The organism is Natronorubrum thiooxidans (assembly GCF_900156475.1).
Taxonomy (GTDB): domain Archaea; phylum Halobacteriota; class Halobacteria; order Halobacteriales; family Natrialbaceae; genus Natronorubrum; species Natronorubrum thiooxidans.
The window spans coordinates 161,210-184,748 of record NZ_FTNR01000008.1 but is presented as its reverse complement, the minus strand read 5'-3'; the positions used below and the strand labels follow the sequence as shown (position 1 = coordinate 184,748).

Annotated in this window: 19 protein-coding genes; 9 read left to right on the top strand and 10 right to left on the bottom strand. The window is 61.6% G+C overall.

Annotation, left to right across the window (positions count from 1 at the left end; all coding sequences use genetic code 11):
- Positions 1 to 41 precede the first annotated feature (41 nt).
- Positions 42 to 947 carry an acetamidase/formamidase family protein gene (locus BW940_RS12565; protein ID WP_076609558.1) on the bottom strand — a complete coding sequence of 302 codons (906 nt, stop codon included), beginning with the start codon at positions 945 to 947 and terminating at the stop codon, positions 42 to 44.
- Positions 948 to 1,192: 245 nt separating this feature from the next.
- On the opposite strand from BW940_RS12565, the gene BW940_RS12560 reads away from it, so the two are divergent.
- Positions 1,193 to 3,649 (top strand): cbb3-type cytochrome c oxidase subunit I, encoded by a 2,457-nt coding sequence (locus BW940_RS12560; protein ID WP_076609557.1) that lies wholly within the window; start codon positions 1,193 to 1,195, stop codon positions 3,647 to 3,649.
- Positions 3,650 to 3,773: 124 nt separating this feature from the next.
- Positions 3,774 to 4,541: a Nif3-like dinuclear metal center hexameric protein gene (locus BW940_RS12555; protein ID WP_076609556.1), complete on the top strand. Its 768-nt coding sequence runs from the start codon at positions 3,774 to 3,776 to the stop codon at positions 4,539 to 4,541.
- A gap of 221 nt (positions 4,542 to 4,762) precedes the next feature.
- Here the strand turns inward: BW940_RS12555 and BW940_RS12550 are convergent, their stop codons facing one another.
- Complete coding sequence (locus tag BW940_RS12550; RefSeq protein ID WP_076609555.1) at positions 4,763 to 5,269, bottom strand: small multi-drug export protein; 507 nt, start codon at positions 5,267 to 5,269, stop codon at positions 4,763 to 4,765.
- 113 nt (positions 5,270 to 5,382) lie between these two features.
- Complete coding sequence (locus BW940_RS12545) at positions 5,383 to 5,766, bottom strand: pyridoxamine 5'-phosphate oxidase family protein (protein ID WP_076609576.1); 384 nt, start codon at positions 5,764 to 5,766, stop codon at positions 5,383 to 5,385.
- 262 nt (positions 5,767 to 6,028) lie between these two features.
- On the opposite strand from BW940_RS12545, the gene BW940_RS12540 reads away from it, so the two are divergent.
- Positions 6,029 to 6,256 carry a hypothetical protein gene (locus BW940_RS12540; protein WP_076609554.1) on the top strand — a complete coding sequence of 76 codons (228 nt, stop codon included), beginning with the start codon at positions 6,029 to 6,031 and terminating at the stop codon, positions 6,254 to 6,256.
- A 200-nt stretch (positions 6,257 to 6,456) separates the two neighbouring features.
- Here the strand turns inward: BW940_RS12540 and BW940_RS12535 are convergent, their stop codons facing one another.
- Complete coding sequence (locus BW940_RS12535) at positions 6,457 to 7,359, bottom strand: helix-turn-helix transcriptional regulator (protein WP_076609553.1); 903 nt, start codon at positions 7,357 to 7,359, stop codon at positions 6,457 to 6,459.
- Positions 7,360 to 7,508: 149 nt separating this feature from the next.
- Between BW940_RS12535 and BW940_RS12530 the strand changes: the two genes are divergently transcribed.
- The 3 genes from BW940_RS12530 to BW940_RS12520 all read left to right on the top strand — a co-directional run bounded on the left by BW940_RS12530 (position 7,509) and on the right by BW940_RS12520 (position 11,152).
- Positions 7,509 to 8,906: an FAD-binding oxidoreductase gene (locus BW940_RS12530; protein WP_076609552.1), complete on the top strand. Its 1,398-nt coding sequence runs from the start codon at positions 7,509 to 7,511 to the stop codon at positions 8,904 to 8,906.
- 527 nt (positions 8,907 to 9,433) lie between these two features.
- Positions 9,434 to 10,099: an AIM24 family protein gene (locus tag BW940_RS12525; RefSeq protein ID WP_076609551.1), complete on the top strand. Its 666-nt coding sequence runs from the start codon at positions 9,434 to 9,436 to the stop codon at positions 10,097 to 10,099.
- A 303-nt stretch (positions 10,100 to 10,402) separates the two neighbouring features.
- Positions 10,403 to 11,152 carry an aquaporin gene (locus tag BW940_RS12520; protein WP_076609550.1) on the top strand — a complete coding sequence of 250 codons (750 nt, stop codon included), beginning with the start codon at positions 10,403 to 10,405 and terminating at the stop codon, positions 11,150 to 11,152.
- A 275-nt stretch (positions 11,153 to 11,427) separates the two neighbouring features.
- Here the strand turns inward: BW940_RS12520 and BW940_RS12515 are convergent, their stop codons facing one another.
- Positions 11,428 to 12,423 (bottom strand): linear amide C-N hydrolase, encoded by a 996-nt coding sequence (locus tag BW940_RS12515; RefSeq protein ID WP_076609549.1) that lies wholly within the window; start codon positions 12,421 to 12,423, stop codon positions 11,428 to 11,430.
- Between the two features lie 315 nt (positions 12,424 to 12,738).
- Here BW940_RS12515 and BW940_RS12510 point away from each other — a divergent pair, with 315 nt between their 5' ends.
- Together BW940_RS12510 and BW940_RS12505 are read left to right on the top strand one after the other, a co-directional pair.
- Positions 12,739 to 15,993 (top strand): MMPL family transporter, encoded by a 3,255-nt coding sequence (locus BW940_RS12510; RefSeq protein ID WP_076609548.1) that lies wholly within the window; start codon positions 12,739 to 12,741, stop codon positions 15,991 to 15,993.
- The gene (locus BW940_RS12505) at positions 15,990 to 16,751 is read left to right on the top strand and encodes a TrmB family transcriptional regulator (protein ID WP_076609547.1); all 762 of its coding nucleotides are present in this window, start codon (positions 15,990 to 15,992) and stop codon (positions 16,749 to 16,751) included. The genes BW940_RS12510 and BW940_RS12505 overlap by 4 nt, the downstream gene beginning before the upstream one ends.
- A 45-nt stretch (positions 16,752 to 16,796) precedes the next feature.
- Here the strand turns inward: BW940_RS12505 and BW940_RS12500 are convergent, their stop codons facing one another.
- Complete coding sequence (locus BW940_RS12500; protein ID WP_076609546.1) at positions 16,797 to 17,864, bottom strand: mRNA surveillance protein pelota; 1,068 nt, start codon at positions 17,862 to 17,864, stop codon at positions 16,797 to 16,799.
- A 189-nt stretch (positions 17,865 to 18,053) separates the two neighbouring features.
- Here BW940_RS12500 and BW940_RS12495 point away from each other — a divergent pair, with 189 nt between their 5' ends.
- The gene (locus BW940_RS12495) at positions 18,054 to 18,575 is read left to right on the top strand and encodes a hypothetical protein (protein WP_076609545.1); all 522 of its coding nucleotides are present in this window, start codon (positions 18,054 to 18,056) and stop codon (positions 18,573 to 18,575) included.
- Positions 18,576 to 18,581: 6 nt separating this feature from the next.
- Here BW940_RS12495 and BW940_RS12490 read toward each other — a convergent pair whose 3' ends face one another.
- From BW940_RS12490 to BW940_RS12475, 4 genes are all read right to left on the bottom strand, one after another.
- Positions 18,582 to 19,610, bottom strand: coding sequence for a CehA/McbA family metallohydrolase domain-containing protein (locus BW940_RS12490; RefSeq protein WP_076609544.1), 1,029 nt, complete (start codon positions 19,608 to 19,610; stop codon positions 18,582 to 18,584).
- Between the two features lie 503 nt (positions 19,611 to 20,113).
- The gene (locus BW940_RS12485; protein WP_076609543.1) at positions 20,114 to 20,908 is read right to left on the bottom strand and encodes a PHP domain-containing protein; all 795 of its coding nucleotides are present in this window, start codon (positions 20,906 to 20,908) and stop codon (positions 20,114 to 20,116) included.
- A gap of 195 nt (positions 20,909 to 21,103) precedes the next feature.
- Positions 21,104 to 21,985 carry an AAA family ATPase gene (locus tag BW940_RS12480; RefSeq protein WP_076609542.1) on the bottom strand — a complete coding sequence of 294 codons (882 nt, stop codon included), beginning with the start codon at positions 21,983 to 21,985 and terminating at the stop codon, positions 21,104 to 21,106.
- Positions 21,982 to 23,427 carry a cyclic 2,3-diphosphoglycerate synthetase gene (locus BW940_RS12475; RefSeq protein WP_235847802.1) on the bottom strand — a complete coding sequence of 482 codons (1,446 nt, stop codon included), beginning with the start codon at positions 23,425 to 23,427 and terminating at the stop codon, positions 21,982 to 21,984. The genes BW940_RS12480 and BW940_RS12475 overlap by 4 nt, the downstream gene beginning before the upstream one ends.
- Between the last annotated feature and the right edge of the window lie 112 nt (positions 23,428 to 23,539).

Genomic DNA, 23,539 nt, shown 5'->3' with positions numbered 1-23,539 from the left:
ATTTTCCATCCGCGATGAGTGCCGACCCCGACAGCCCGTGCTCAGAATGGGTCGGTGAGATACTCCTTTGGCACCGCGTTCCGGACCGTCACCAGCGGATCGACCACTTGACTGATTTCGAGCCCGCCCACCAGACTCGAGAACAGATAGGCGTCAGTCGCGTCGAACTCGTGTTCTGCCATCAGCAGGTCGAGTGCGTCCTGATTTGCGAGTTCGCAGGCCGCCTCGAGCGTCTCCGCGCTGGCGATCGATTTCCACGCCTCGGGCGTCTCGACGAGTGGCCGCTCGAGGCCGACCGCGGGGTCGTCGATCACGTCGACAGTCACGTCGATCTCAGTGGCGATCTCCGCGCCCGTGCCACACATTTCGCCGTCGGCCATCGCGGCCTTACAGTCGCCCATCGCGAGCATCGCGCCGTCCTGAAAAACGGGGAAGTAGATCGTGTTCCCCGCGGTCACGTCGGTCGTGTCCAGGTTCCCGCCGTGGTCGTGGGGAACGAGCGTCGTGTACGACTCGGCTGCGGGGGCGACACCGATCGTCCCGATGACGGGGTCGACGGGAACCTCGAGGTCGCCGAACGCGAGGCTGTCACCGTCGACGGGTGTCATCCGGGTCCGTGGAGCCACGATATCCTCGTGGCCGTCGAGTAAGCCGAACCCGTCGATGGTGATCACCCGGCCCCGGTCCCCCGCGAGCCGGATCTCCTCGATTTCGACACGAAGGACGTCGCCGGGGGCGGCCCCCTCGAGCGCGATCGGTCCCGTCGCGGCGTTGACCTCCTCAGGGACCGACTCGAGGACGTCCGATTCGTCCTGTATCGCCCCGTCTAGACTATCTCGGGTTTCGATCGTCAGCGCTGCTCCTGATTCGACTGTGGTTACGGCCTCGAGAGCCGGCGTGAACTCGTAGATCGCACCGTCAGTGTCTGTAATGGTTCGACGTGCCATGGTACTAGTGTCAGTCGACGAGTCCCTAATACTGCTGGACGAGCCGCGTCGCCGATCGATCACACTCGAGGTCAGCGCTGGTCGAAGGGACCGTCGTTGCGGTCGGTATCGGTCGGTATCGGCGGCTATGACCCGCTTCCGTCGATTGCTTGCAATTGCATAGCACACGTTGATGTAGGCAATCAGTGTCAGATGGGTGTTGATGACCCCACGAGCAGGCACCGGTCGTTTCATGGTGATCAGGCATGAGTGACCTTCCGCCAATGACCGCGGTCAAACGGTGGCTCGTCACGACGAATCACAAAGACATTGGGATCCTCTATTTGGTGACGGCGCTGTTTTTCCTCCTGTTCGGTGGTGTCCTGGCGTTGCTGTTCCGGGCCCACCTGTGGGAAGCCGGTGGGACGGGATTGCTTTCGGGCAACGAGTTCAATCAGGCCGTCTCGGTTCACGGGCTGTTGATGGTCTTCTGGTTCCTCTCTCCGTTTGCCGCCGGCTTCGCGAACTACATCGTGCCGTTGCAGATCGGCGCGGATGATCTCGCGTTCCCCCGATTGAACGCCCTGAGCTACTGGTTTTACCTGTTTTCTGGACTCCTCATCGGCCTCTCGTTCTTCCAGGGGCGGTCGTTTGCGGGCGGCTGGACGATGTACGCGCCGCTGAACGTGCCGATGTACCATCCGGCGCTTGAGGCGGCGACCGGAGGGAATGCGACCGTTCTGGCGTTGATTCTGTTCGTCTTTTCGATCACGATCGGGACGGTAAACTTCCTCACGACGATCCACCGGTATCGCGCGGAGGGGCTGGGATTGTGGAACGTGCCGCTTTTCACCTGGTCGTGGCTGCTGACGGTGTGGATGATGTTGTTTGCCTTTGCCGCACTGCTTGCTGCCCTGTTGTTGCAGGCGAGCGATCGAATTCTTCTCACACAGTTTTTCGCGACTCATCAGGGCTCGAGTCTGCTGTGGGGCCACCTGTTCTGGTTCTTCGGGCATCCGGAGGTGTATATCGTCTTCTTCCCCGCACTGGGGGTCATGTTCGAGACGTTCCAGACCTTCTCCGGGCGGCGGATCGTCGGCCGCAAGTGGGTTATTATCGCGATGGTCCTCGTGGCTGTCCAGTCCTTCTTGGTCTGGATGCACCACATGTTCCTGACGACGATCAATCTCGAGATCAAAACGCTGTTCATGGCGACGACGATCGGGATCTCGTTGCCTTTCGACCTGATGGTCTTCGCGCTGATCTATACGATGATCAAAGGACGAATTCGGTTCACGACGCCGTTTCTCTTTAGCCTCGGCGCGCTCGTCCTGTTCATCCTCGGCGGGATCACCGGCGTCTTCCTCGGCGCTGTCGTCCTCGACTACGAGTTCCGTGGCACCTACTGGGTCGTCGCCCACTTCCACTACGTGATGGTCTCCGGGGTGACGGCGCTGATCGCCGGCCTCTACTACTGGTGGCCGAAGATCACCGGCAAAATGTACTCCGAGACGCTCGGCAAACTCAACTTCGCCGTCTACTTCATCGGATTTAACCTGCTGTACTTCCCGATGTTCCTCGCCTGGGAGACGCCGCGTCGTGTCTTTACTTACACCGAAGGAACGCAGTTCTATCATCAGCTCGCGACTGTCGGCGCGTTCGTCCTCGGCGCGTCGTTCCTGATCCTGTTTTACACGCTCGCAAAGAGCCTGGTGTCGGGACCAGACGCACCCGACAACCCGTGGGAGTTCTCCCGCACCGCCGAGTGGGCGACCACGTCGCCGCCGCCGCTCGAGAACTGGGACGGACGGCCGAGTTACGCCAGCGGCCGCCTTGAGTTCGTCGACGAGGCGACGGCGACCGACGGCGGGGTGATGGCCGACGAACTGAAACAGGAAACACACGCGGACCACGCCAGCATCTGGCCGCTCGGTATCGGGTTCGGGACGTTCGTGTTCCTCCTCGGTCTCTCGGGGATCACACCGTACATGGTCACGTTCGCCGAGGGAACCGGTGCGACAGGGGAACGACTCGTCGGGACCGGTGCCGAAGCGAGCATCATCTATCCGGTGTTGACGGTCCTCGGCGTCGCGATTCTCGCGTACACCCTCTTCGAGTACGGGCGCGAGTCGTTTCACGCCCCCGACATGGCGATTGCGGAACGATGGCCGTTCGAAGGCGTCGGAACCACGAAACTCGGCGTCTGGTTCTTCCTGGCGTCTGACGTGGTCGTCTTCGGTGCCATCATCGGTGCCTACATTTTCGTCCGCCTCCACGCTGGCTGGGGAACCTGGGAGAGTGTCCCGCCGTCGGCGATGGTCGGGCTCTTCAACACGTACGTGCTGTTGACCTCGAGTTTCACGGTCGTGCTTGCACTCGTCTTCGCCGAACGGGGGCACAAACGTGGGCTCCTTGCCTCACTCGGGGCGACGCTACTGCTCGGACTCGTGTTCCTGGCCGTCAAAGGCTGGGAGTGGAGCTACGAGTTCGCCCACGACGTCTACTGGTTTACCGAACTGCAGTACTCGATTTATTTCGCGACGACCGGCTTGCACGCCATCCACGTCATCTTCGGGCTGTTCATCGCCGCGTTCATGGGCTACCGTGTCGTGTCGGTCGACGCCTATCTCGAGGACGAACGCCCGGTGGAGTACTTCGGCCTCTACTGGCACTTCGTGGACATCGTCTGGGTCTTCTTATTCCCGCTGTTTTACCTGCTGTGAGGGCAGTCCCCTCCTTTCGTGTAACACAGCACTGATGGCTCTGGGCCACTATCGGCGAACCATTTGCTGAGCCACTATCGGCGAACCACTCGATTACAAGGGTCTCGCAGTGCAATCTCGAGCCATGAACCTTTCAGCCTTCGTTGCCCGACTCGACGAGGAACTGCGAACCGCAGACTACGCCGACGTTGACGCCAGTGCGAACGGCCTGCAGATCGGCCCCGAGGACGGTGAGGTCGACCACATCGCCTTCGCAGTCGACGGCGTCCGCGAGACGGTCGACCGCGCGGTCGATGCCGACGCCGACGTGCTCGTTACCCACCACGGGCTCTCGTGGGGCGGCTTCGACCGTGTGACTGGCCGCACCTACGATCGGATCGCCCCCCTGATCGAGAACGACCTCGCACTCTACGTCTCACACCTCCCGCTCGACGGCCACCAGGAACTGGGCAACGCCGCCGGCGTCGCCGACGTCCTCGACCTCGAGGCGCGCGCTCCTTTCGGCGAACTCGGTCCGGAGCACATCGGCCAGCGGGGTATTACAGCCGAATCGTACACTATCGACGAACTGTGTACGCGCCTCGAGGACACCCTCGAGACCGACGACCAGTCGGTTCAGTCACTCGCGTTCGGCCCTGAGGAGATCGAGGACGTCGCAATCGTCACCGGCAGCGGGACCGACTGGTTGGACGAGGCTATCGACGCCGGTGTCGATGCCCTCGTGACGGGCGAGGGGAAACAGCAAGTCTACCACGAGGCCAAGGAGGCAGGGATCCACGTCGTGTTGGCGGGGCACTACGCGACCGAGACGTTTGGCGTCCGTGCGCTGCAGGACCTGGTCGACTCGTGGGGCCTCGAGACGAGCTATTTTGCGGTTCCGACCGGACTGTAACCCGAGCGTCGAGACGCAAGCTGTCAGTGCTGACGGCGCAACGAGCACGTCTTCGTTCATGATCGGACCCACACTCGAGTGACTCGAACCCCAGTCGTTTCCAGACGGCTGTCCGACGGTCCCGAAATCGTCATCGACTCATACGGTCTGCTGTAACGAGTTACCGCCGATCACCAGAGACGGGGTCGGTGATCAGCGGTCAGTGACGACAGCAGTCCGTATCATGCGAGTCCAAGCAGCGAGAACCCGAACACTGAGGCGGCGACCAGCAGTATCGTCCAGAGCCCGATCCCGACCGTCATCCACCCTGCGACTGCACGACTTTGACTGCCGGCGAGCAAGGCCACGAGGGCGGCGATGTGGACGCCGGTGAGTATTGGGCCGCCAATCGAGAGCCCAGCAAGCCCGTACCGGTCCCACAAGCCTCGCGCTCGAGCGTATCGCTCGCCCGTGTCTCCGTTAGCGTCGCCACCCGCTCGTCGACTGCCCCACCACCTCGAGAGGCGCTGATGGAAGGCGACGAGCACGTAGACGGAGCCGACGTTCCCGGCGAACGCAACGACTCCTGTTGCGATGGGATCGAGTCCCAGCCCGATCGCGACCGGCACGACGACGAGGATCTCGACGACAGGAATCGCCGCGAAGAGGAAGACGAGCGCGTACTGGAGGAGGCCGCTCGCGTCCTCGAGTAGCGGGCTAATCTCGACGAGCAGCGACAGGAGTGTCATTGGTCGATTACGAACGATTACGGTCCGTTGGACGTGTTTGCTGACCGTAGGGTAACACTCGAGAAATAGCTGCCGTTACCGTCTCCTGGAAGCCAGTGAACGACACATGCGTCTCAGTACGTCCGAGACGTCGCTGAGCCGACGTCGATCCGAACGAGCGTGTTCTCGGCGTAGGCCTCCGGCCCGGCGTCGTACTTCTCGTTGATTCGACGGCGTGTGGCCGCCGTTTCCGCTTCATCATCGATGACTGTCGCCGTTCCGAGCAGCGTCACCATCCACTTCGTGGCCCCGGCCTCGTCGTCCTGTATCGAGAGGGCAACCCGTGGGTTTTCCCGAATATTGGCCAGTTTTCGGCCCGTTGTCACGATTTTGACGGTGTCATCTTCGCAGCGGTACCAGACGGGGGCGACGTGTGGCCGGCCCTCGAGACAGGTTCCGAGATGGGCGATCAACGGTTCGTCCTCGAGGAGACGTTTGGCTTCCGGTGGGATCGTCACGACCGTTGGTCCCACGTCACTGGACAAAAGCAATCACCATGGGGGTGTCGAGTCGCCGGCCGCCACGCACCGTGTCAACTCGCCCCTAGATATTTATTTTCATACATCTGTTCCCGCGAGGATGGTTTATCATGAACTTTTATAACCAAGGAGTCTGTAGGGGTGAGTACAGATGTCGGTCGTACACGTAGCAGCCTGAATTTGCCGCTCCCGACGAGTCCCAGCATCGTTTCCAACGACAGACACACACTACCCGACCGACATGAGCACACAACACTTGCAGACCCGAACCGAGCCCGAACCGCAACCCACCAACCGCACGCGAACGACGCCAGCCGACACGACTGCCGTTACCGAAGACCCACGGACGGCGACCGATATGGCTCCCCGAACGTTCTCCCACCGGAACACGGCCCGACTCGAGAACCTGATGGACGAGTGGAACACCGCGTTCGCTAACGCCGGGTCGGAATCGACACGCAGCGCGTAAGGAGTTCGATTTTGCTCGAGAGATCCAAACCGTCTTTGGAGCGACTGCCGTAGCATCACCCGGCCGATGACGATTCACTCGCTCCGAGCCGGACTCGGCACCCGGCCGTGACGAGCCCTATGAGTGCCGAGGCCAGTTTTCTGTCTCGACTAACTATATTCGCAAAAAATATCATGCCTCTCTCGAGCGTGTCTCTCCAGTTAGGTTTTCCGCTCGTGGAGTGGATCAGAATCCGCTCTGACCGAGGCGTACACCCGATCGGCCCACTCGCACGCGATCGATGCATCCGTATCGACGAACACCTGCATGAGTCCAGTGGTCTCGTCGTAGCCCCCGATTCCGACGTGCTCGTCGAAAATAGCGAGACCGTACGGTAGATCATCACGGGTCCGGAGGGTAAGGTGTCCGCGATCGATCGCCTCCTGAGCGCGTTCCGGGTAGGTTTCGAAGAGCTTCTCGGCAATGTGAGGGAGATAGATAATTTCGGTGTCGGTCTCCTCGAAGATCTGGGTGTGGAACCCGCCGAGGACGAGCGGCGCCATGTGCGTCGTATTGAACCCATGGAAGGCCTCCGACTCACTGAGCAGCGAAATGAACCGTTCGACCGGTTGGTAGGGATCGTCCGGCTCTGCGAGCGTAACCCTCGCGTCCAGGAACGGTTCGAGAACGAACTCCTGGTGGTCCTCGCAGATGGTGTCCAGTAACGGCGCGAGTCGGTGGACGGTGCGAACGTTCGCCTCGAACCGGAGCACTTCGTCGGCGATTGCCTCGCCCTGCCCGGTTAACCGAAACCGACTGTCGACCTTCTTGACAAAGCCCTGTTCGTCAAGCCACTGCGTGAAGCGGTGACTCGTTGCCCGCGAGACGTCGAGGCGCTCCTCGATTTCCCGGCGGTCGAGAGGTTCCGCGCGAAGCGCCTCCAGAACCGGTCTGTGTCGCACGATATCGCCGAGCAGGTTCGTGTCGACACGATCGTCTGCGGCGTCGAGTCGCTGTCCGAGGTACTGTTGCGTTCGTGCGTTCTCTAGGAGGGCCTCCATGATCGGTGAACTAGGCGGTGGGCGTCCGTCATCGGTCATTTGTTCATCGTTGTAGAGCACCATGGAACTCACCACTTTGATAAAGGATAGCATGGGTTGTAGCTCTATCGTGCACGCGAACCGAGAGGCATCTCACGACCTGAAACTGTGTGCATCCCGCCGAACGTGTGTCACTGAATGAGGCTAACAGCGCAGGAGCCGTTCGGGTATATATGACCCAATCAACTATCGACGAACAGATTGAGCAGTTTCGAACCGGCGAATACGGGGATGTGATTCGTCCCGGTGACGCCGACTACGACGATGCCCGCGCAGTCTGGAACGGGATGATCGATGCGTATCCCAAGCTGATCGCTCGCTGTCGAGGCACGGCGGACGTTATCCGTGCAGTCGAATTCGCCTGCGAGAACGATCTTCGTGTGGCTGTCCGAGGCGGCGGTCACAACGTCGCCGGCACGGCCGTGTGTGACGATGGCCTCGTAATCGACCTCTCGGAGATGCGAGGTGTATGGGTCGACCCCGAAGAACGCACGGCGTGGATCCAGGGCGGTGCCACGTGGGCCGACGTCGATCACGAGACCCAGGCGTTCGGCCTGGCGACGCCGGGTGGCGTCGTCTCGAAGACCGGCGTCGCAGGGCTTACCCTCGGCGGCGGTATCGGACACCTTCGGTGCAAGTATGGCCTGAGCTGTGATAACCTCCGCTCCGTGGACGTCGTCACCGCGGACGGCCGGTACCTCACTGCCAGCACCGACGAGAACGAGGAGTTGTTCTGGGGATTGCGTGGCGGTGGCGGTGGCCTCGGGGTCGTGACGGGCTTCGAGTTCGAACTCCACCCCGTCGGACCGGAGGTGGCGACCTGTTTCGTGCTCTATCCGGGGGAGCGAGCGGCCGAGTGTCTGCGGGCGTATCGCGAATATGTCTCGACAGCATCCGACGACGTTACCACGCTCTCGTCAACTGGTGTGATGCCCGACGAGGAGCTTTTCGCCGACGATGTGGTGGACGACCTCAAGATCGGCTTTCTGGGGTGTTACGCGGGATCGCCCGAAGATGGCGAGGAGGCGCTCGCACCGTTACGGGAACTCGACGAACCGATTGCCGACTTCAGCGCGACGTTACCCTATGTCGAGTTTCAGCAGATCCTCGACGAGGATTACCCGGACGGGATGCGATACTACTGGAAATCCCTCTATCTCGATGGGCTCACCGAGTCCGCCATCGAGCGAATCTGCTACTGGGCGGAGACCGCACCGTCACCCCTCTCGACCGTCGACGTCTGGGAGCTGGGTGGCGCGGTCATGGACGTCGACCTCGAAGATAGCGCGTTCGCCGGCCGACACGCGCCGTTTCTCCTCGGAATCGAGGCAAACTGGGAGGATCCCGCGAACGACGATGCTAACATCGAGTGGGTGCGCGATTGCATCGCCGACATGCGGCAGTTTTCGGACGGCTCGTTCTACCTGAACTTTCCGGGCTTTTTCGAAGGAGGCGAGGCCGCGCTGCAGACCACGTTCGGGCCGGCCTACGAACGGTTGATCGCGTTGAAAGACGAGTACGATCCAGCGGCCCTGTTCTCCCTGAACCGGGACGCTAAGTCCACCAACTGAGCACGGCCGGTGTCGATCGTTTTTCATCGTCGTCAACGCTGTGGATAGACGTTGATATCTGAGTCTCGAGGCCCCTGATTTACGACGGGTTGGACCGATAGTTGCCACTCCCAGCTACTGCACATCTGATCGACTGTCAGTGGTGCCATCGGTCCTTCGGTTCAGTTATCGCTCGGTGACCAACCACGACCGGGACGGTCGTTCGCTCGGCGATTCGGTCGGAGGTCTCTCCGAAACGTTGGACCGATCGTGTCCGGCTTGAACCTACTGCCGATTATCAACAGCGTGACAACGTACAGGACGCCGACCAGAACGACCGACCCGACCATGATCTTACGCCGTACGGGTATTTCTGCGAGTGCTAAACAGATCACTATGGAGAGACTGTGTAACTCGAGTGCCAAGTCCACCCGAGTCACGAAGCCGTCACGCCGCTCGAGTCAGCACACTCGAGTCGACGGACCGACGGATAAGTATTTCACGACGTCCTGCAATGCACGTCGATAGGGCCGAATGGCTCACGTATCATGAATGTCGACGAATTCGTTACGACGAACGAACCGAAAGCAGGCGGCGAGACGTTTCAACTCGAGAACAGCAAGCTCCTCGATATCGACCTCGACGGCTCGGTGATCGCGAAGGCGGGCTCGATGATCGCCTACAGCGGCGACGTCTCGTTCGAGGGCAAGTCCTCCGCCGAGGGCGGGATCACGGGTTTTCTCAAGGAGAAAACGACGAGCGAGGGAACGCCGGTAATGGAGGCGACCGGCAGCGGCCACCTCTATCTCGCAGATCAGGAAAAGCAGATCCAGATCCTCGAACTTGAGGCCGGCGAAGAAATCTCGGTCAACGGAAACGACGTCCTCGCGTTCGAGTCGAGCGTGAACTACGAGATCAGGACCATCAAGAGCATCGCCGGCTTTTCGGCGGGCGGGTTGACTAACGTCTCCCTCGTCGGTCCGGGCAGCGTCGCGATCACGACCCACGGGACGCCGCTGGTGTTGCAGCCACCGGTTCGGACCGACCCGAGTGCGACCGTCGCCTGGAGTGAGGTCACCCCCAGTAGCCACGTCGATAAGGCGTTCTCGAACATGATCGGCCAGTCGTCCGAGGAGACGTATCAACTCGAGTTCAGCGGCACGGAAGGCTTCGTCGTCGTCCAGCCCTACGAGGAACGCCAACCGCAACAGTAGTCACCACCGACTCACCCGTCACCCTGTTTTTCAGATGTCGGCGACGATCGACGACCGGTCGCTCGAGAAACCAGTAAGCGGGAGCGACGATCCGGTATCGATGCGTTGCCCCGTGTTTTCGTGCGCGATCGGGGGGTAGCACTGTCGGGGAGTTCTTGTCGTTTCATCTCACAGACTGATATGCGAACCAGCCGGGTTGAAGAGACTAGTCAGTTGTCCGAAATTGTCTGGAAAGATGGATAATACCACTATCGGGCGGTTTGGGTATCTCTTTATGTTGTTTGTTGTTCTCTATGATAGCTAATGACTACCGAACAGTTCACAACCAGACAGAAACTCCTCGCGGAGGGCTTTGGCTCTGCGACCCTCGTCTTCGTTATTGTCTCGGCGGGGCTGCTCGCCGATGGAATGTTGCAAGCGACACCGAGTATCGGCGTGTTGTTCATCGGATTGGCGACGGCTGGCTGGCTGTTTGTCATCGTTCAGATACTCGCGCCGATCAGCGGTGCCCACGTGAATCCGGCGGTTACGATCGCTCTTGTCGTGACCGGTGATGTCGACGCCGAGACCGCACGACAGTACATTCCGGCCCAGTTCCTCGGCGGCGTGCTTGGCGTTGGACTGGCAGGACTCACCTTCGTGAGCACGATCGGCTGGGAGGTGTTTGCGATCTCCGCCGTCGAACGGCCCGCATCCACCTGGCTTGCCGAGTTCGTCGGCACCATCGTGCTCGTGTCGGCCGTCATTTCGCTGCTCAGACAGGAAAGCGACTGGATCGGCCTCGCAGTGGGCTTTACTGTTGGTATGGGGATCATTGCGACGTCTTCGACGGCGTTTCTTAACCCACAGGTCGCCTTCGCGCGGATCTTCACGTCCGGAATCGCAGGTATCCAGCCGTTCGATGCTGTCATGTTCATGTTCGCCTCTACGCTCGGCGGCGTTGCAGCCGGCCTCCTGTGGCGGTATCTCTGGCCGAGACCCACGCCGATCGACCGGCTGAAACCCAAACCCGGCGACGACAGCCTGCTCGAGGAGCCAACTGTGGAATCGTAGCCAGTCCTTGCGAGTCGAATCCACGATGGGACACGAACAGACGGAGAGTGGTGTTCGCTGAGCGTCGTTGATAGAACAGTCCCCTCAGTTCTGACCGGCCTGAACTTCGTTCTGATACCGTGTCTGTGCTGTCGTTCCCGTTCGAGCGCCGAGGCCATCGATTTACTTGTTGTGCTCGTGCCATCGCTGACCGCTCGAGTGGCTCCACTGCCCAAGAACGGCCGGTCGCAACCGTCACGGATACGGACTGCCGCCGTGCCTGAGCAAAGCAGGAATCAACTCGAGAGAGCGGGGACGCCGAGAAACTCGAACGGCGCAGTCTCGACGAGGTCGTCGGCGACGTCGCCAGCGAAGACGTTCGCTTGGTGCTCGCCGAGTGACAGCGACCGAACGCCGGCATCGGCGTCGAAGTCGAGCCCCTCGAGGTCCAGCCAGAAGACGCTCGGTGAGAGTGCCGACTCGAAGTAGTAGCGTCGGTCTCGGTGATCGGCGACCGTGCGCCAGCGCGTCGAGGAGATGTGCGGTTCGTCCGGTGTGCTAATTCCGTACGGCACGGAGACGTTGCGGATCGCGCCGAAGACGCTCGCCGTTGCGGCTCGACGGTCTGCGGTCTGTGGGAGTGCGTCCACGTAGAAACTCGCGCGGGCGAATCGGTCAGCTGGGCGATTCGTTCCCGGCAACATGACGGTGCCACCGATCTCCGACCAGTAGGCGTCGAGTGCGAGTTGCTGGTCGAACGGCGGGGAGTTCGTCATCACCTGATACGCCCGGTCGTGATGAATCGTCAACTCGCCGTCGACGTACTCGAGGATGGCACTATCTCCCGTCGCATCGGAGAGTGACAGGTGCAGGGTAGCAAGTCGGCCTTCGTCCGGGATTTCGTCGGAAACGACGACGAACTCCTCGTTCCGGTGGGTTTCGACTGCCTCGGCGACCGTCGCGAAGTTGTCGAGGACGTACTGCGCCCACAGCGAGATCGACAGCCCGGGTGCGTCGCCGTCCCACTCGGGGTAGTCGGATTCGGTGAGCCACAGGACGTTCGCGGCCAGCCCTGCCTCGTTCATGCCGTCGGTCGTCGCGATGTCGTACGCGGAGGCGATGACGCTGCCGTACTCAGCGGTCCACTCGATCGAGTTCGGCCCAACTTTGCCCGTTCGCTCCACTCCGCGTGGGAACACCCAGACGTTGGTTCCGATCTCGCCGTGCCAGTCCATCGACCGGCCGGTGAGCACGATGTCATCGGGTCCGAGATACACTAATCGCGTACACATCTACGGTCTCCCTCCAGTCTCTCGGCTGTTGTGCGTCGTAGGCCCAACCATGATTCTGTCATACACCGATCAGGAAAATGAGTTGTATTCGGTCCGAACTGATACGTCACGGCTGGGTAGAGGTCTGTCTCTCGAGTTCGGAAACGAGTGCAACGACCGGATCGCCGGCGTGATGATGTTGTTGTCTGTGTGTAATGAGGCCGTTGCACACACCTAACATAGGTATCCGAACGAAGTATATACCCGTAGTTTGTAGGATCATAACAACAGAATGGTCCTACAACATCAGTCGACGGATTTCGAGGCGATACGTGGATGAGCATCCCGAATCGTCTCTCGGATGTCGTGACCACGCATTCTCGAGTCGTGATCGTTGCCCTGCTGTTGACGACGGCACTCGTGGGTGCGGGAATGCCGATGGTCGACGACGACTCCTCGCTCGCGCAGTTCGAAGGCGACTCGCCGGAGGCCGAAGCGCTCGAGGATATCGACGATCGATTCGACGCCGAAGGTGACGAAAATACGACTGCAGTACAGCTGATCGCGAGAGGCGATGACGTCCTGACACAGGAGTCACTGCTCGAGTCACTCGAGTTCCAACAGGAGATTCACGCCAACGAGTCGATCAATGCGACGCTCGTCGAGAACGACTCGATCACCGGCGTCGAGAACCTCGTCGCGATTACGGCGATCACCAACGAACAGATTGCCGACCTCGAGGAGCGAGGGGCCGAACTCGAACAGCGGGGTGAAGACCTCGAACAGCGAGGTGCAGAGCTCGAACAGCGTGAGGCCGCCCTCGAGGCCAGAAGCGAGACGCTCGAGGACGGGCTCAACGAGACGGTCGCACTCGAACGCCAGCGCCAGGCCCAGCTGGCAAACGGTGAGACCGAGGCCGCCGCGGGAACTGCGGCCGAAATCAACGGCACGATCGCCCAGACAGCACAGGCAGCCGACCTCGACGACGAGCAGACCGCCGAGTACGAATCGCAAGCGACCCAGGCTCGAGAGATCGAGGCCGATCGTTGGGCGCTCGAGCAACAGTATGACGATCCGGCCAGCGATCCCGAAGTCGCCGACGACTATCAGGAGCTGACCGAGGCGCTCGAGGACGTGTACGCCGGCGCGACGGTCGGCGTCCTCGAAGACGAGTACGCGCAACTCGAGGAGGACGCAGACCGGCTCGAAGCGGACCAGCAGGCGCTCGAAGAAGACTCAGCTCAGCTCGAGGACGATCAGCGAGCACTCGAGGAGAGCGGCGACGAGCGACCGTCGCTTGAGGCACAGATCGAGGCGCTCGAGGACCTCAATGAGGAAGAGTTCGAGGAGGTACTCGTCCAGACGCTGTCCGACGACGGCGACAACGGCGGGGCTGGGTTGGCGTTCATGCCGACGTCCTACGAGCCCGGCACGACCGATGCCGACGCTCGCATGACGCTGGTCTCCCAGCAGATGGCTGGCGATCAGATGGGGATGGGTGGCGGTGGCTCCAGTCCGTCGCTCGACGCCCAACTCGATCTTCGTGACCTCGCCAACCAGAACGAACAGGAGTATCTCGTCTTCGGGTTCGGGATCATCAACGACGAGATCGAACGGTCGATGGGCGACAGTCTCGCGATCGTCGGCCCGCTCGCGCTGTTGTTCGTCGTGATCGCACTGTCGGTCGCCTACCGCGATCCACTCGACATCGCGCTGGGCGTCGTTGGCATCCTCGCCGTGCTCGTCTGGACGTTCGGCTTCATGGGCTGGGCCGGAATCGCCTTCAACCAGATGATGATCGCGGTGCCGGTGTTACTGATCGGGCTCTCGATCGACTACGCGATTCACGTCTTTATGCGCCATCGAGAGCAACGCGAGACCCAACGGGTCTTGGATGAGCGAGCGGGAAGCGACGCGACCCGCGAGCAACGCGAACTGGACGGGATATCGGGTACCGTCCGCGGATCGATGACCATCGCGCTGGCAGGCGTCGGCGTCGCGCTCATCTGGGTGACGGCCACCACTGCAATTGGCTTCCTCGCAAATCTCGTCAGCCCGATCGGTCCCATTCGGGAGTTCGGGATCGTCAGCTCCATCGGGATCATTGCGGCCCTGATCATCTTCGGCGCGCTGATCCCCGCCCTCAAAGTCGAGATCGACTCGGCACTCGAGGCACGCGGCTGGAGCCGACAGAAGCGCGCGTTCGGAACCGGTGGGGGGCGTTTCGCCAGTGCCCTCACGCTCGGGTCGACCGCGGCACGAAAGGCACCGCTCGTTATTCTGGTTGTGGCGCTGTTGCTCACTGCCGGCGGTGTTTACGGCGCGAGCGAGGTCGATACCAGTTTCAACGAGGAGGACTTCCTCGCTGAGAGCCCGCCCGCCTGGACCGAGAACCTCCCGGCTGGGATGGCTCCTGGCGAGTATCAGGCGAAAAATGATCTTGATTTCGTCAACGAAAACTTCCAGCGGGATGACACGCAAGCGCAGATACTCATCGAAGGGGATATTTCCGACGACGACAGCTTACAGCAGATCGCCGACGCACAGGACGAAGCAGCTGCAACCGATTCCGTCTACACGCTCGCGAACGGCGAGGCGGACGTTCGAGGACCGCTGTCGGTAATGGAAGAGACGGCGGCTCAAAACGAGTCGTTCAACGAGTCGTTCCACGCTGCCGATACGGACGGCGACGACGTCCCTGACCAGAACGTCGAAGCGCTGTACGACGACCTGTTCGAGGTCAACGAAGCCGGCGCAAGCACCGTCCTCTACCGGACTGATGACGGTGAGTACGAGTCGGCGCGGTTGATTATCGCTACCCGTGGCGATGTTGGCTTCGACCAGACGACCGACGACATGCGCGCCATTGCGGGCCAACTCGACGCCAGCGGCACCGGCGATCAGCGCAACATCGACGCCGGACCTGGTGAACTGAACGCGATCGCGACTGGCGACCCCATCGTGAGCTACATCGTCGAGCAGGACCTGCTCGAGACGGTGCTTCAGAGCCTGCTGATCACGCTCGTGGCCGTCTTCGTGTTCCTCACAGTCGCCTACCGGCTGACCGGAAACAGCGCGACGCTCGGGGCCGTGACGCTGTTGCCGGTCGCGTTTTCGGTGAGCTGGATCCTTGGAACGATGTATCTCATCGGCATGCCGTTTAACGTGTTGACGGGGATGATCACCAGCCTCACGGTCGGGCTCGGCGTCGCCTACAGCATCCACGTCAGCGCCCGGTATACGCTCGAACTCGAGCGACAGGGCAACGTCTGGTCGGCGATGCAGACGACCGTGACGGGAACCGGGGGTGCGCTGCTCGGCAGTGCCGCGACGACCGTCGGTGGCTTTGGTACCCTCGCCTTTGCCATCCTGCCCGTGCTCCGGCAGTTCGGGATCATCACCGGCCTGACGATCACGTACGCGTTCCTCGCGAGCGTTATCGTCCTCCCGGCGATGTTGGTGTTCTGGACGCGATACTTCGGCCCGGACGTCTCCTTTGCGATGTCGGGGGCGACTACCCAAGCGCCGACGGCGAGCGACGGCGGTATCGAACCGGACACAGCCGACGAGCCACGAGGTGACGACCAGTGACTGCCGACGAAAGCGAGGCCGTCGACGCGTTCGAGCGACTCGGGCTCACTAGCTACGAAGCCAAGGTCTTCATCGCCCTCCACCGACTGGGCTCCGGGACGGCACGCGACGTCGCCAGCGTCACCGACGTTCCCCGCTCGCAGGTCTACAGCGTCGCCGAGAGCCTAGAGGACCGTGGCCTGCTCGAGATCCAGCAGTCGAACCCGATCCGCTATCGGCCGGTGAGCATCGAGGAAGCACAGACCACGCTCGAGGAACGGTTCGAACGCGAACGCGAGCGGGCCTTCGAGTACGTCGACGCGGTCAAACAGGAGTCGGCGACCGAGGAGACTCAGGAGGATATCTGGACCGTTCGCAGTCGCGACCGCGTCGACGACCGCGTCGTCGATCTGCTCTCGCAAGCCGAGGAGACGATCGTCTTCGGGACGCGGCTGCCATCGCTCGTCACGGATTCGATCGAACGGACACTCGAGGAGCAGGCCGCCGCCGGCGTGTCGGTGCTCGTACTCAGCCGCACGGACACAGTCCAAGAGCGACTAGGAGCGCTCGAAGGTGTCGAGACTGCGATCCCACCGACCCACCGTGACGACGACCAGCGGTCGGGCCGGATCGTCATCGTCGACAACAAGAGCCTCCTGTTGAGCGTCGTCGACGGCGACCTCAGCGAGACGGCGATCTGGAGCGCCGACTCGCTGTTTGCGTCCGTGCTGATCCAGTTGATCGAAGCAAGCGACGAGGTACAGCCCGACGCCGACTGACCGAGTCTCCCCCTCGAAACCGCGTCGCCGGCAATCGACTCGCCTTCACTCGAGTCGATATCGAAGCAGTGCCGCAATCCCGCCGAGATTGGCGAGTTGCTGACCGGGTGGGAACTCGCTCGAGAAGACTGTGACCTCGCCGCCTTTCTGTTCGGCCGTCCGAACGATGTCGTCGACGTTGATGGCCCACTCGCCGTCGGGGCCACGTTCTTTCCGGAGTCGGTCGTCAAGGACGAGTAGCCGTTCGATCGCGCCGAACTCGGCGGCCTGCTTGACCTCCTCGGGACCGTAGGCTGCTTTCGCGCCCTCCGCAATCCGTTTCGTGAGTTCGTCGATGTATTCGGCCTCGCTCTCGATGCGAGTCTCCTGTTGGACGTCGGCGACGGCACCGCGTTTGAGCACTTCGTGGACGCCGCGGTCGCCGACTGCTGCGGTGTCGACCATCGTGATCTGCTCGGTGATTTCGGGCTCGTTCTGCTCGAAATACTTGTAGGCGTCCTGTTTCGTAAAGCCCGGCCCGGCGAGGATGATCGCGTCCGCATCCTGCCGTTTGAGGACCGTGCCGAGTTCGGCGAACAGCTCCGAGCGCCCGCGGGAGTACTCGCCTTTGCCGGTCGTCCCGGTGATCGTCGCCCGCTCTTCGGTGCCGTACTGGGCGACTGTGTGGACGTGGGCCTGCCCCTCCTCGACGGTCGCGATCGCGACGTCGGGGTTTTCGGTCGCCTCCTCGGCTTCCTCGAGGCGGGCCTCCTGGTCCGGTTTGAACCGTTTCTCGATGGATAGCTCGTCGCGCTCCTCGACGTTCAGGGTGTGATGAAATCCGAGTTGGTCTTCCCGCGAGCAGGCGACGATCTCGCCGCCGACCCGGAGCCGATTCGCGAACTTGTGGAACTCGATGTCGTCGACGGCGATGGCGACCCACATATGTTCGCGCTCGCCGCCCGTATCACGCATCTGGTCGTCGTTGCGCTGAATCCGCCGGGTCGTATCACCTGCGACGCGGTCGCCGGGCTCTAAGACGTACTGCAAGTGCCAGAGGTCGTCGACGCTTTCGGGAACGACGGTCACCCGTTCGCGCCCGCCCTCGACGTGCTCCCGGTCTTTGATCTGCATGGCCGTGGGTTTGCGTGGTATCGGTAAGTGGGCTGCGATCCCTCGAGCGGCACTCGACTCGAGTCGCCCCAGGCGACGGGGCGTCTCGGTTTCGACCGGGGTTCGTATCGACTCGCACCACAGTCACGTTTGGTATAGTGTAGCATAGTAAGGGGCGCAAGGTATGCACGCTCGAAGCCACTAGAGAGTATGAAACTCGCACACGTCCAACTTCTCGAAGACTTTGGGGCGCGGTCACTCACAGTCCACGCGATCATGGTGGTCACGTTCGCCAACGCGATTCTGGCAGGGCTGTTCGTCGGAGGACAGATCGGGCTCGTCTCCTTCGTCGCCTTGCTCAACTTCACCGCTGGGCTGTGGGTCTCCCATTCGATCCACTCGCTCGGCAACGTCTCCCGTGACGACGAGTACAACGGTATCATCAACGAACTGCTGGACACTGGCACTGACACCGACGAAACCAGTGAGGGACTCGACACCGGGCGCTTCGGTCGCCTACTCGCGTTGATTGCAGCCGTGACGGCGGTGTCACTGTTGACCTCGGCACAGGTTCTGCCCGGGGAACTCCTGTCGGTCGCCATCGTCGCCGTCGGAGCCATCGCGGTCGTGACCGCGATCATCGGCTTCCTGATCGCCCTTGGGGCTTCCTACGACGAATCTCAGCAGCGGTGGGTCGACAAGCAGGAGGCGAACGCGGACTCGACCGACTGAACCGTCTCAGGAGAGAAACAGCGGTTGTGTACAGCTCACCGAACCACCCGGACCGGAAGCTTCAGCGCGAACGTACGTGCTCGACACGTCGCTCAGCGAGAGGGTGGTTCCGGTGTCGATCGGTTCGCCGTCACCGATCCACCGAACCGACGTCGCCGCCGGCGACGCGACGCGGGCGCGATCGTCGTCGACGCTGATCGAGTCGATTGCTGGGGCAATACTGTCTCCGTTGTACTGAACGTAACTTCGGCCGGCCCGCAACGCGTCGATGACGCCTGCTGGCGATTGCTCGTCGAGCAATAGCACGGTTCGAGAGCGATCGAAGCGCTCGGTTTCTGGCGACCGTGGTCTGGCGTGATAATCGTCGTTTGCGAACGCCCAGATCGGTCGTCGAGATCCGAACTCGACGAGCAACTCGTCCCAGATGTCTCGACAGCTGGGATATCGATCCCGCGCGTTGAACGCCTCGACGCCGAGCACGGTGTCGACCCGCTCGAATAACTCCCGGTAGGCTTCGAGGCCTTCGGGCTGGGGATATCGGCCGGGGTGTGGAAGAAACGAGACGCCCCCACGCTCGTCGATTTCGGTGGCAACTTGCAGGAGGGATTGTCCGCGACCGTGTCCCAGATCGGTTCCGAGACTCACGATGTCGTGGCGCTCGTCGATCCCCGCAACGGTTCCGCGCAACTCGGCACCCTGTATCGGAATCATGTCGCCTGCTTCGCCGTGGCGCTCCCACTGTGACCACGGCCAGCTGGTCACGTCGAGATCCTCGAAGAAGGGCTCGCCTTTGTGCTTGGTTCCGTCGACGTAGTACTCGTGTTCGGTCACGGCGAGGGCACTGTAGCCGGCGAACTGGTACTTGTCGATGAGATCGCCGGGCGAGGATCGCTCTCGGTCCCCGCCGTCGGCTATCTCGCCGGGTGGGTCGTGAGTGGCCGACTCCGGATCGATCCAGTTTCGCGGCTCGTGGAGGTGAAACTGGGAGAGACACTGGTCGGTAGTCTCCCAGTCGACGTCAGCGTAGGGATTCATTGCGACGGGCGGTCGGCTAGCTCGTGAGCGGGTATTCCTCATTTTTGTGTGGGTTGTGGGGGTTCGATGAAGGCATCGATGCCGGCCGCGGATCGACACGGCAGTTGCAGTATGGGTCGTCAGTGCGCACGGATGACTCTCGGCGTTCGATCGTTCATGCTTTTTATAACGGTGTAACATCTGTCGCCAGCGTTGACGGCCCGATCCGGCTGGCTGCGCTCATCTCTCTCAGTTCGGACGTCTCTCGAGTGTTGTACGCTGCTACAATCGGCGACTGTTCGTTCCACCGATCAACCACGGCTTTCGCCACATGTTTCACGAACCATCGAGAGTAAATAACGCTGTATATGAGCCACGGGGAGGAGTATATAGACCTCCACTGTGCTCCAGTAGCACCCATGAATGCAATGGTGACTGGTAACATGACTGTCGCGAGGAACGACAGCTGAGTGCTGTACGTCACGACCGGAGCGACCGCGACCCATGTTGAGGTTGTTGATCTGTTACGCCAGCCCGTCTCCCTCCAGTATTTTTGATCGAACGCGATCGTAGGTCGATCGGTCGACCCCTGCTCGTCCGAGTCGGTCGTCGTGGGCGTCACTCCCACCTGTCGGCACCAGGTCGTGGTCATCGATCACCGCCTCAACGGGCGCAACGTCGACGGCCCGGTCGTAGGGATAGGCGAGTTCGACGGCGTCGAGATCCGCGGTCAGCGCCAGTGCATGCTCGGGTTCGGCGTACCGAAGCGGGTGTGCGAGTCCGACCAGCCCACAGGCTTCCGAGAGCACGCGCCGTCCGCGATCGAATTCGGGAACCGTCCGCGGGACGTGGCACGGACAGCCGTCTCCGATGAGTTCGTCTCTGGCCCGTCGGTAATCGTACGGCGCGTCGCTGCGGTCGATCGCGCGGGCAATGTGCGTTCGGTGGATTCCGGGTTCGACGTCGACGGCTAGTTCGACGCCGAGTTCATCCTCGACGCAGGCCACGATCTGTCGCGCGCGCTCGACCCGATTCGCCTGTACCGTCTCGAGCAGTTCCTGCAGGCGTTCCGTTCGCCGGACGCCGTAGCCGAGCAGGTCGACGCGCAGCGCTCCGGTCGTCACGCCCAGTTCGATGCCGTGAACGATCTCGAACCCCTCGAGTGTCGTCAGCGGCCGATCCAGATCGGGGTGAACTCGATCGTGATCGGTGACTGCAACAGCCTCGACGCCGGCCCGTTCAGCGGCTTCGGGGAGCGTCGCCAGCGTCAGCGATCCATCCGAGTTCGTCGTGTGGACGTGGAGGTCTGCGACTACCATCTTTCTCGGTATTTGCTAGACCGTTCGACCGTGCGTGCATCGTCTGTGAGTGACGTGTATTCGGGTACATCGCCCGCCATCGTTTTTCCGGTCGCCGGCGGCGAGAGTCCGAACCCACCCCGTCGCAGTTCGTCGCTGCCCAGTCGGTGACTGCAGGGCCGAACCAACCGCCACGACTGGATTCGACGCTCCATGTCAGGCCTGAGACGCCACCATCGGCCCCAGTTCGGTCGTCACGTCGTCCATGATCTCCTCGATCGTCTGTTCCATATTTTCGTTGGCGATAATCGTCGCTCCGTTCCGTTTTCCCTCCTCGACGATGTATTCCTGAAGCGTCCGAATGTCTTCGATGTTCTCGAGGTACCGTTCGGCGTTCCGGTTGCTCGTGTTCGCTCTGCTCTGAAACCGTCTGGCGTGTTCCGTTTTGTCCGGCACCTCGAGAACGTACTGAAACGTATGACAGTCGTCCCGATCCGCCATCCCCAGATATCCCGGCACAACGTGGACGCCGTCGACAATCGAGTTCACGCCCTCTTCGACGCCTCTGTCGATGACCGGCTTGACCCCTGTGCTCACGACGTTGACCTGCTGGTTGAACCCGTAGATGAGGGGGTCGTCCACCAGGTCGGCTTTCACCGTTTCGTCGGTATTGAAACTGGACCGGTACAGAGAGGGGACCAGTTCCGTCGACACCATATTTCGCATGATCTCGCGGACAGTGTCGGTTTCGATGATCCTGTTGATGTCGAGTCGGTGAGCGAGTTCGACGGCGAGCGTCGACTTGCCGATCCCTGCGGTGCCACCCAGCAGAATAAACAGCGGTTTCTCCAGCCCAGACAGCTGTCTGGTTACCCTGTAAAATTTCTCTGCTCTCTGCAACCCTCTCTCTTGGAGTTTCCGTTGTACCTGCTGTTGGATCTCCCTCGAGTGGACGACCTCGACCCGATCGAGTTCGCGATCGATCTCCCTGACGATCTCGTATCGTTTCTCGAGGGGCAATCCGGTAATCGCCAGCGAGGTGGCGAGAATGCCCTTCGAGAACGGATGTCTGTTCCCGTCTTTGCGTACGTCCGTCATTCCTCCGGTTGACGGTCGGCGAGCGTTCGTTCACACAGCGAGAGCACCCCCGCGTCCAGGCTGTCGACGCTCCCACGGATCGGCGTCGCCTCGTTGTGCATGAACACGATCTCCAGTCCGTTCTCCTTCGCGTATCGCCCGGCGACGTCGATCGAGGCGGCTTTGATCTCGGTGAGCAACACGTCGGCCTCACCCATTCCCTCGTCCAGGTCAGCTCGGAGTTTGGGCCGGTTCGAGAGGTTGGTGCTGAGGCCAACGACGTCGCAGCCGTGTTCCTCCTCGAGAGCTGTTTCGATCGTGGGTGCGACCGACTCCGGCGCGGTCGTGGCGACGAAGACCGATCGCCCGGAGACGTCTTCGCCAGGCTCCGGTCTGAACGTCGTCAACAGATACTCGAGATCCGGGGCGATGCTGGTGATCCCCTCTTCGATTTGTCGGACCTTCTCGTCGCTTGCAAGCGGTTCCTCGCACATCGTCACCACCGCTAGATCCGACGTTTGCACGCGGTACTGGCCGAAATACTGTAAAATGTGTTCGAGCGGCTGGGCCGCCCCGATGAGGACGATCCTCGCATCCGTCTCGACCGGGGGCATCGTCGCACCCGATCCTTCCATGATAACGAAGCCGTCGGCGAGGTCGACCGTCTGCTCGGCACCGGAAACGACGTTCGAGGCGACGGGATTGCCAGCCATGCCGCCACCACACCGCCTGCAGCCGACGGTGGGCACGCCGGCGAGCAGCGCGTCTTCCAGGTAGTCCGACGCGGCGTGTTCCCCGCGTTCCGCCAGTTCGATGAGTGCATCCGCGTCGATCGTCCGTTCGCTCGTGTCGATGACAACCGGGTCGGGCGGCCCACCACGACCCATACAGACCATCGTCGGATCGTATCCCTCCTCGTCCATCGTTCGGGCGATCGAGACGCCCACGGCGGTCTTGCCGATCCGTTTTCCCGTCCCGATAATCGAGAGACTCGGCTGTTCGAGCACGTCGTTCGCCTCGGGACTCTCGAAGACGAAATCCGCGCCGACGTAGTCGACGCCGTGGGTCAGGATCGTCGATGCGATCTCGAATCGGTCCTCGTAGGTCACGACCGGTTCGTCCGACAGGTCGACGACGAACGACGGGTCCTGTTCGAGAATCGCCCGTTCGATCGCCTCGAGAACGTCCCCGTCCGCGGCCTTCCCAGTGTAGATCTGGGCGGCGTCTGTGGTTCCGGTCGTTGCTAACTCCGCCGTCGGATTCTCGATCTTTTCGGTCCCACCCAGAAAGACGAGTCCGGAGACGATCGCGCCGTTCGATTCGAGTGCGTCGAGCGTTGCCGTCGTCACCGGCGGATAATGCTCCCCGTCGACCAGGCAGACGACGTCGTCCCCATCGAATCGATCGAGGGTAGCGTCGGACAGATGAAGAGGAATTCCCGTGTCAGTTGATGTCTCACTCATTGGCTTCAGTACTGTTCTTGCCATCGCTCGTCGACAAAAAACACTAGCCATAGTATAACCCCGTCTAGAGGTGTCTCGGTGGCGTTCCCGGAACAAAAATCGCTTCCTCGAG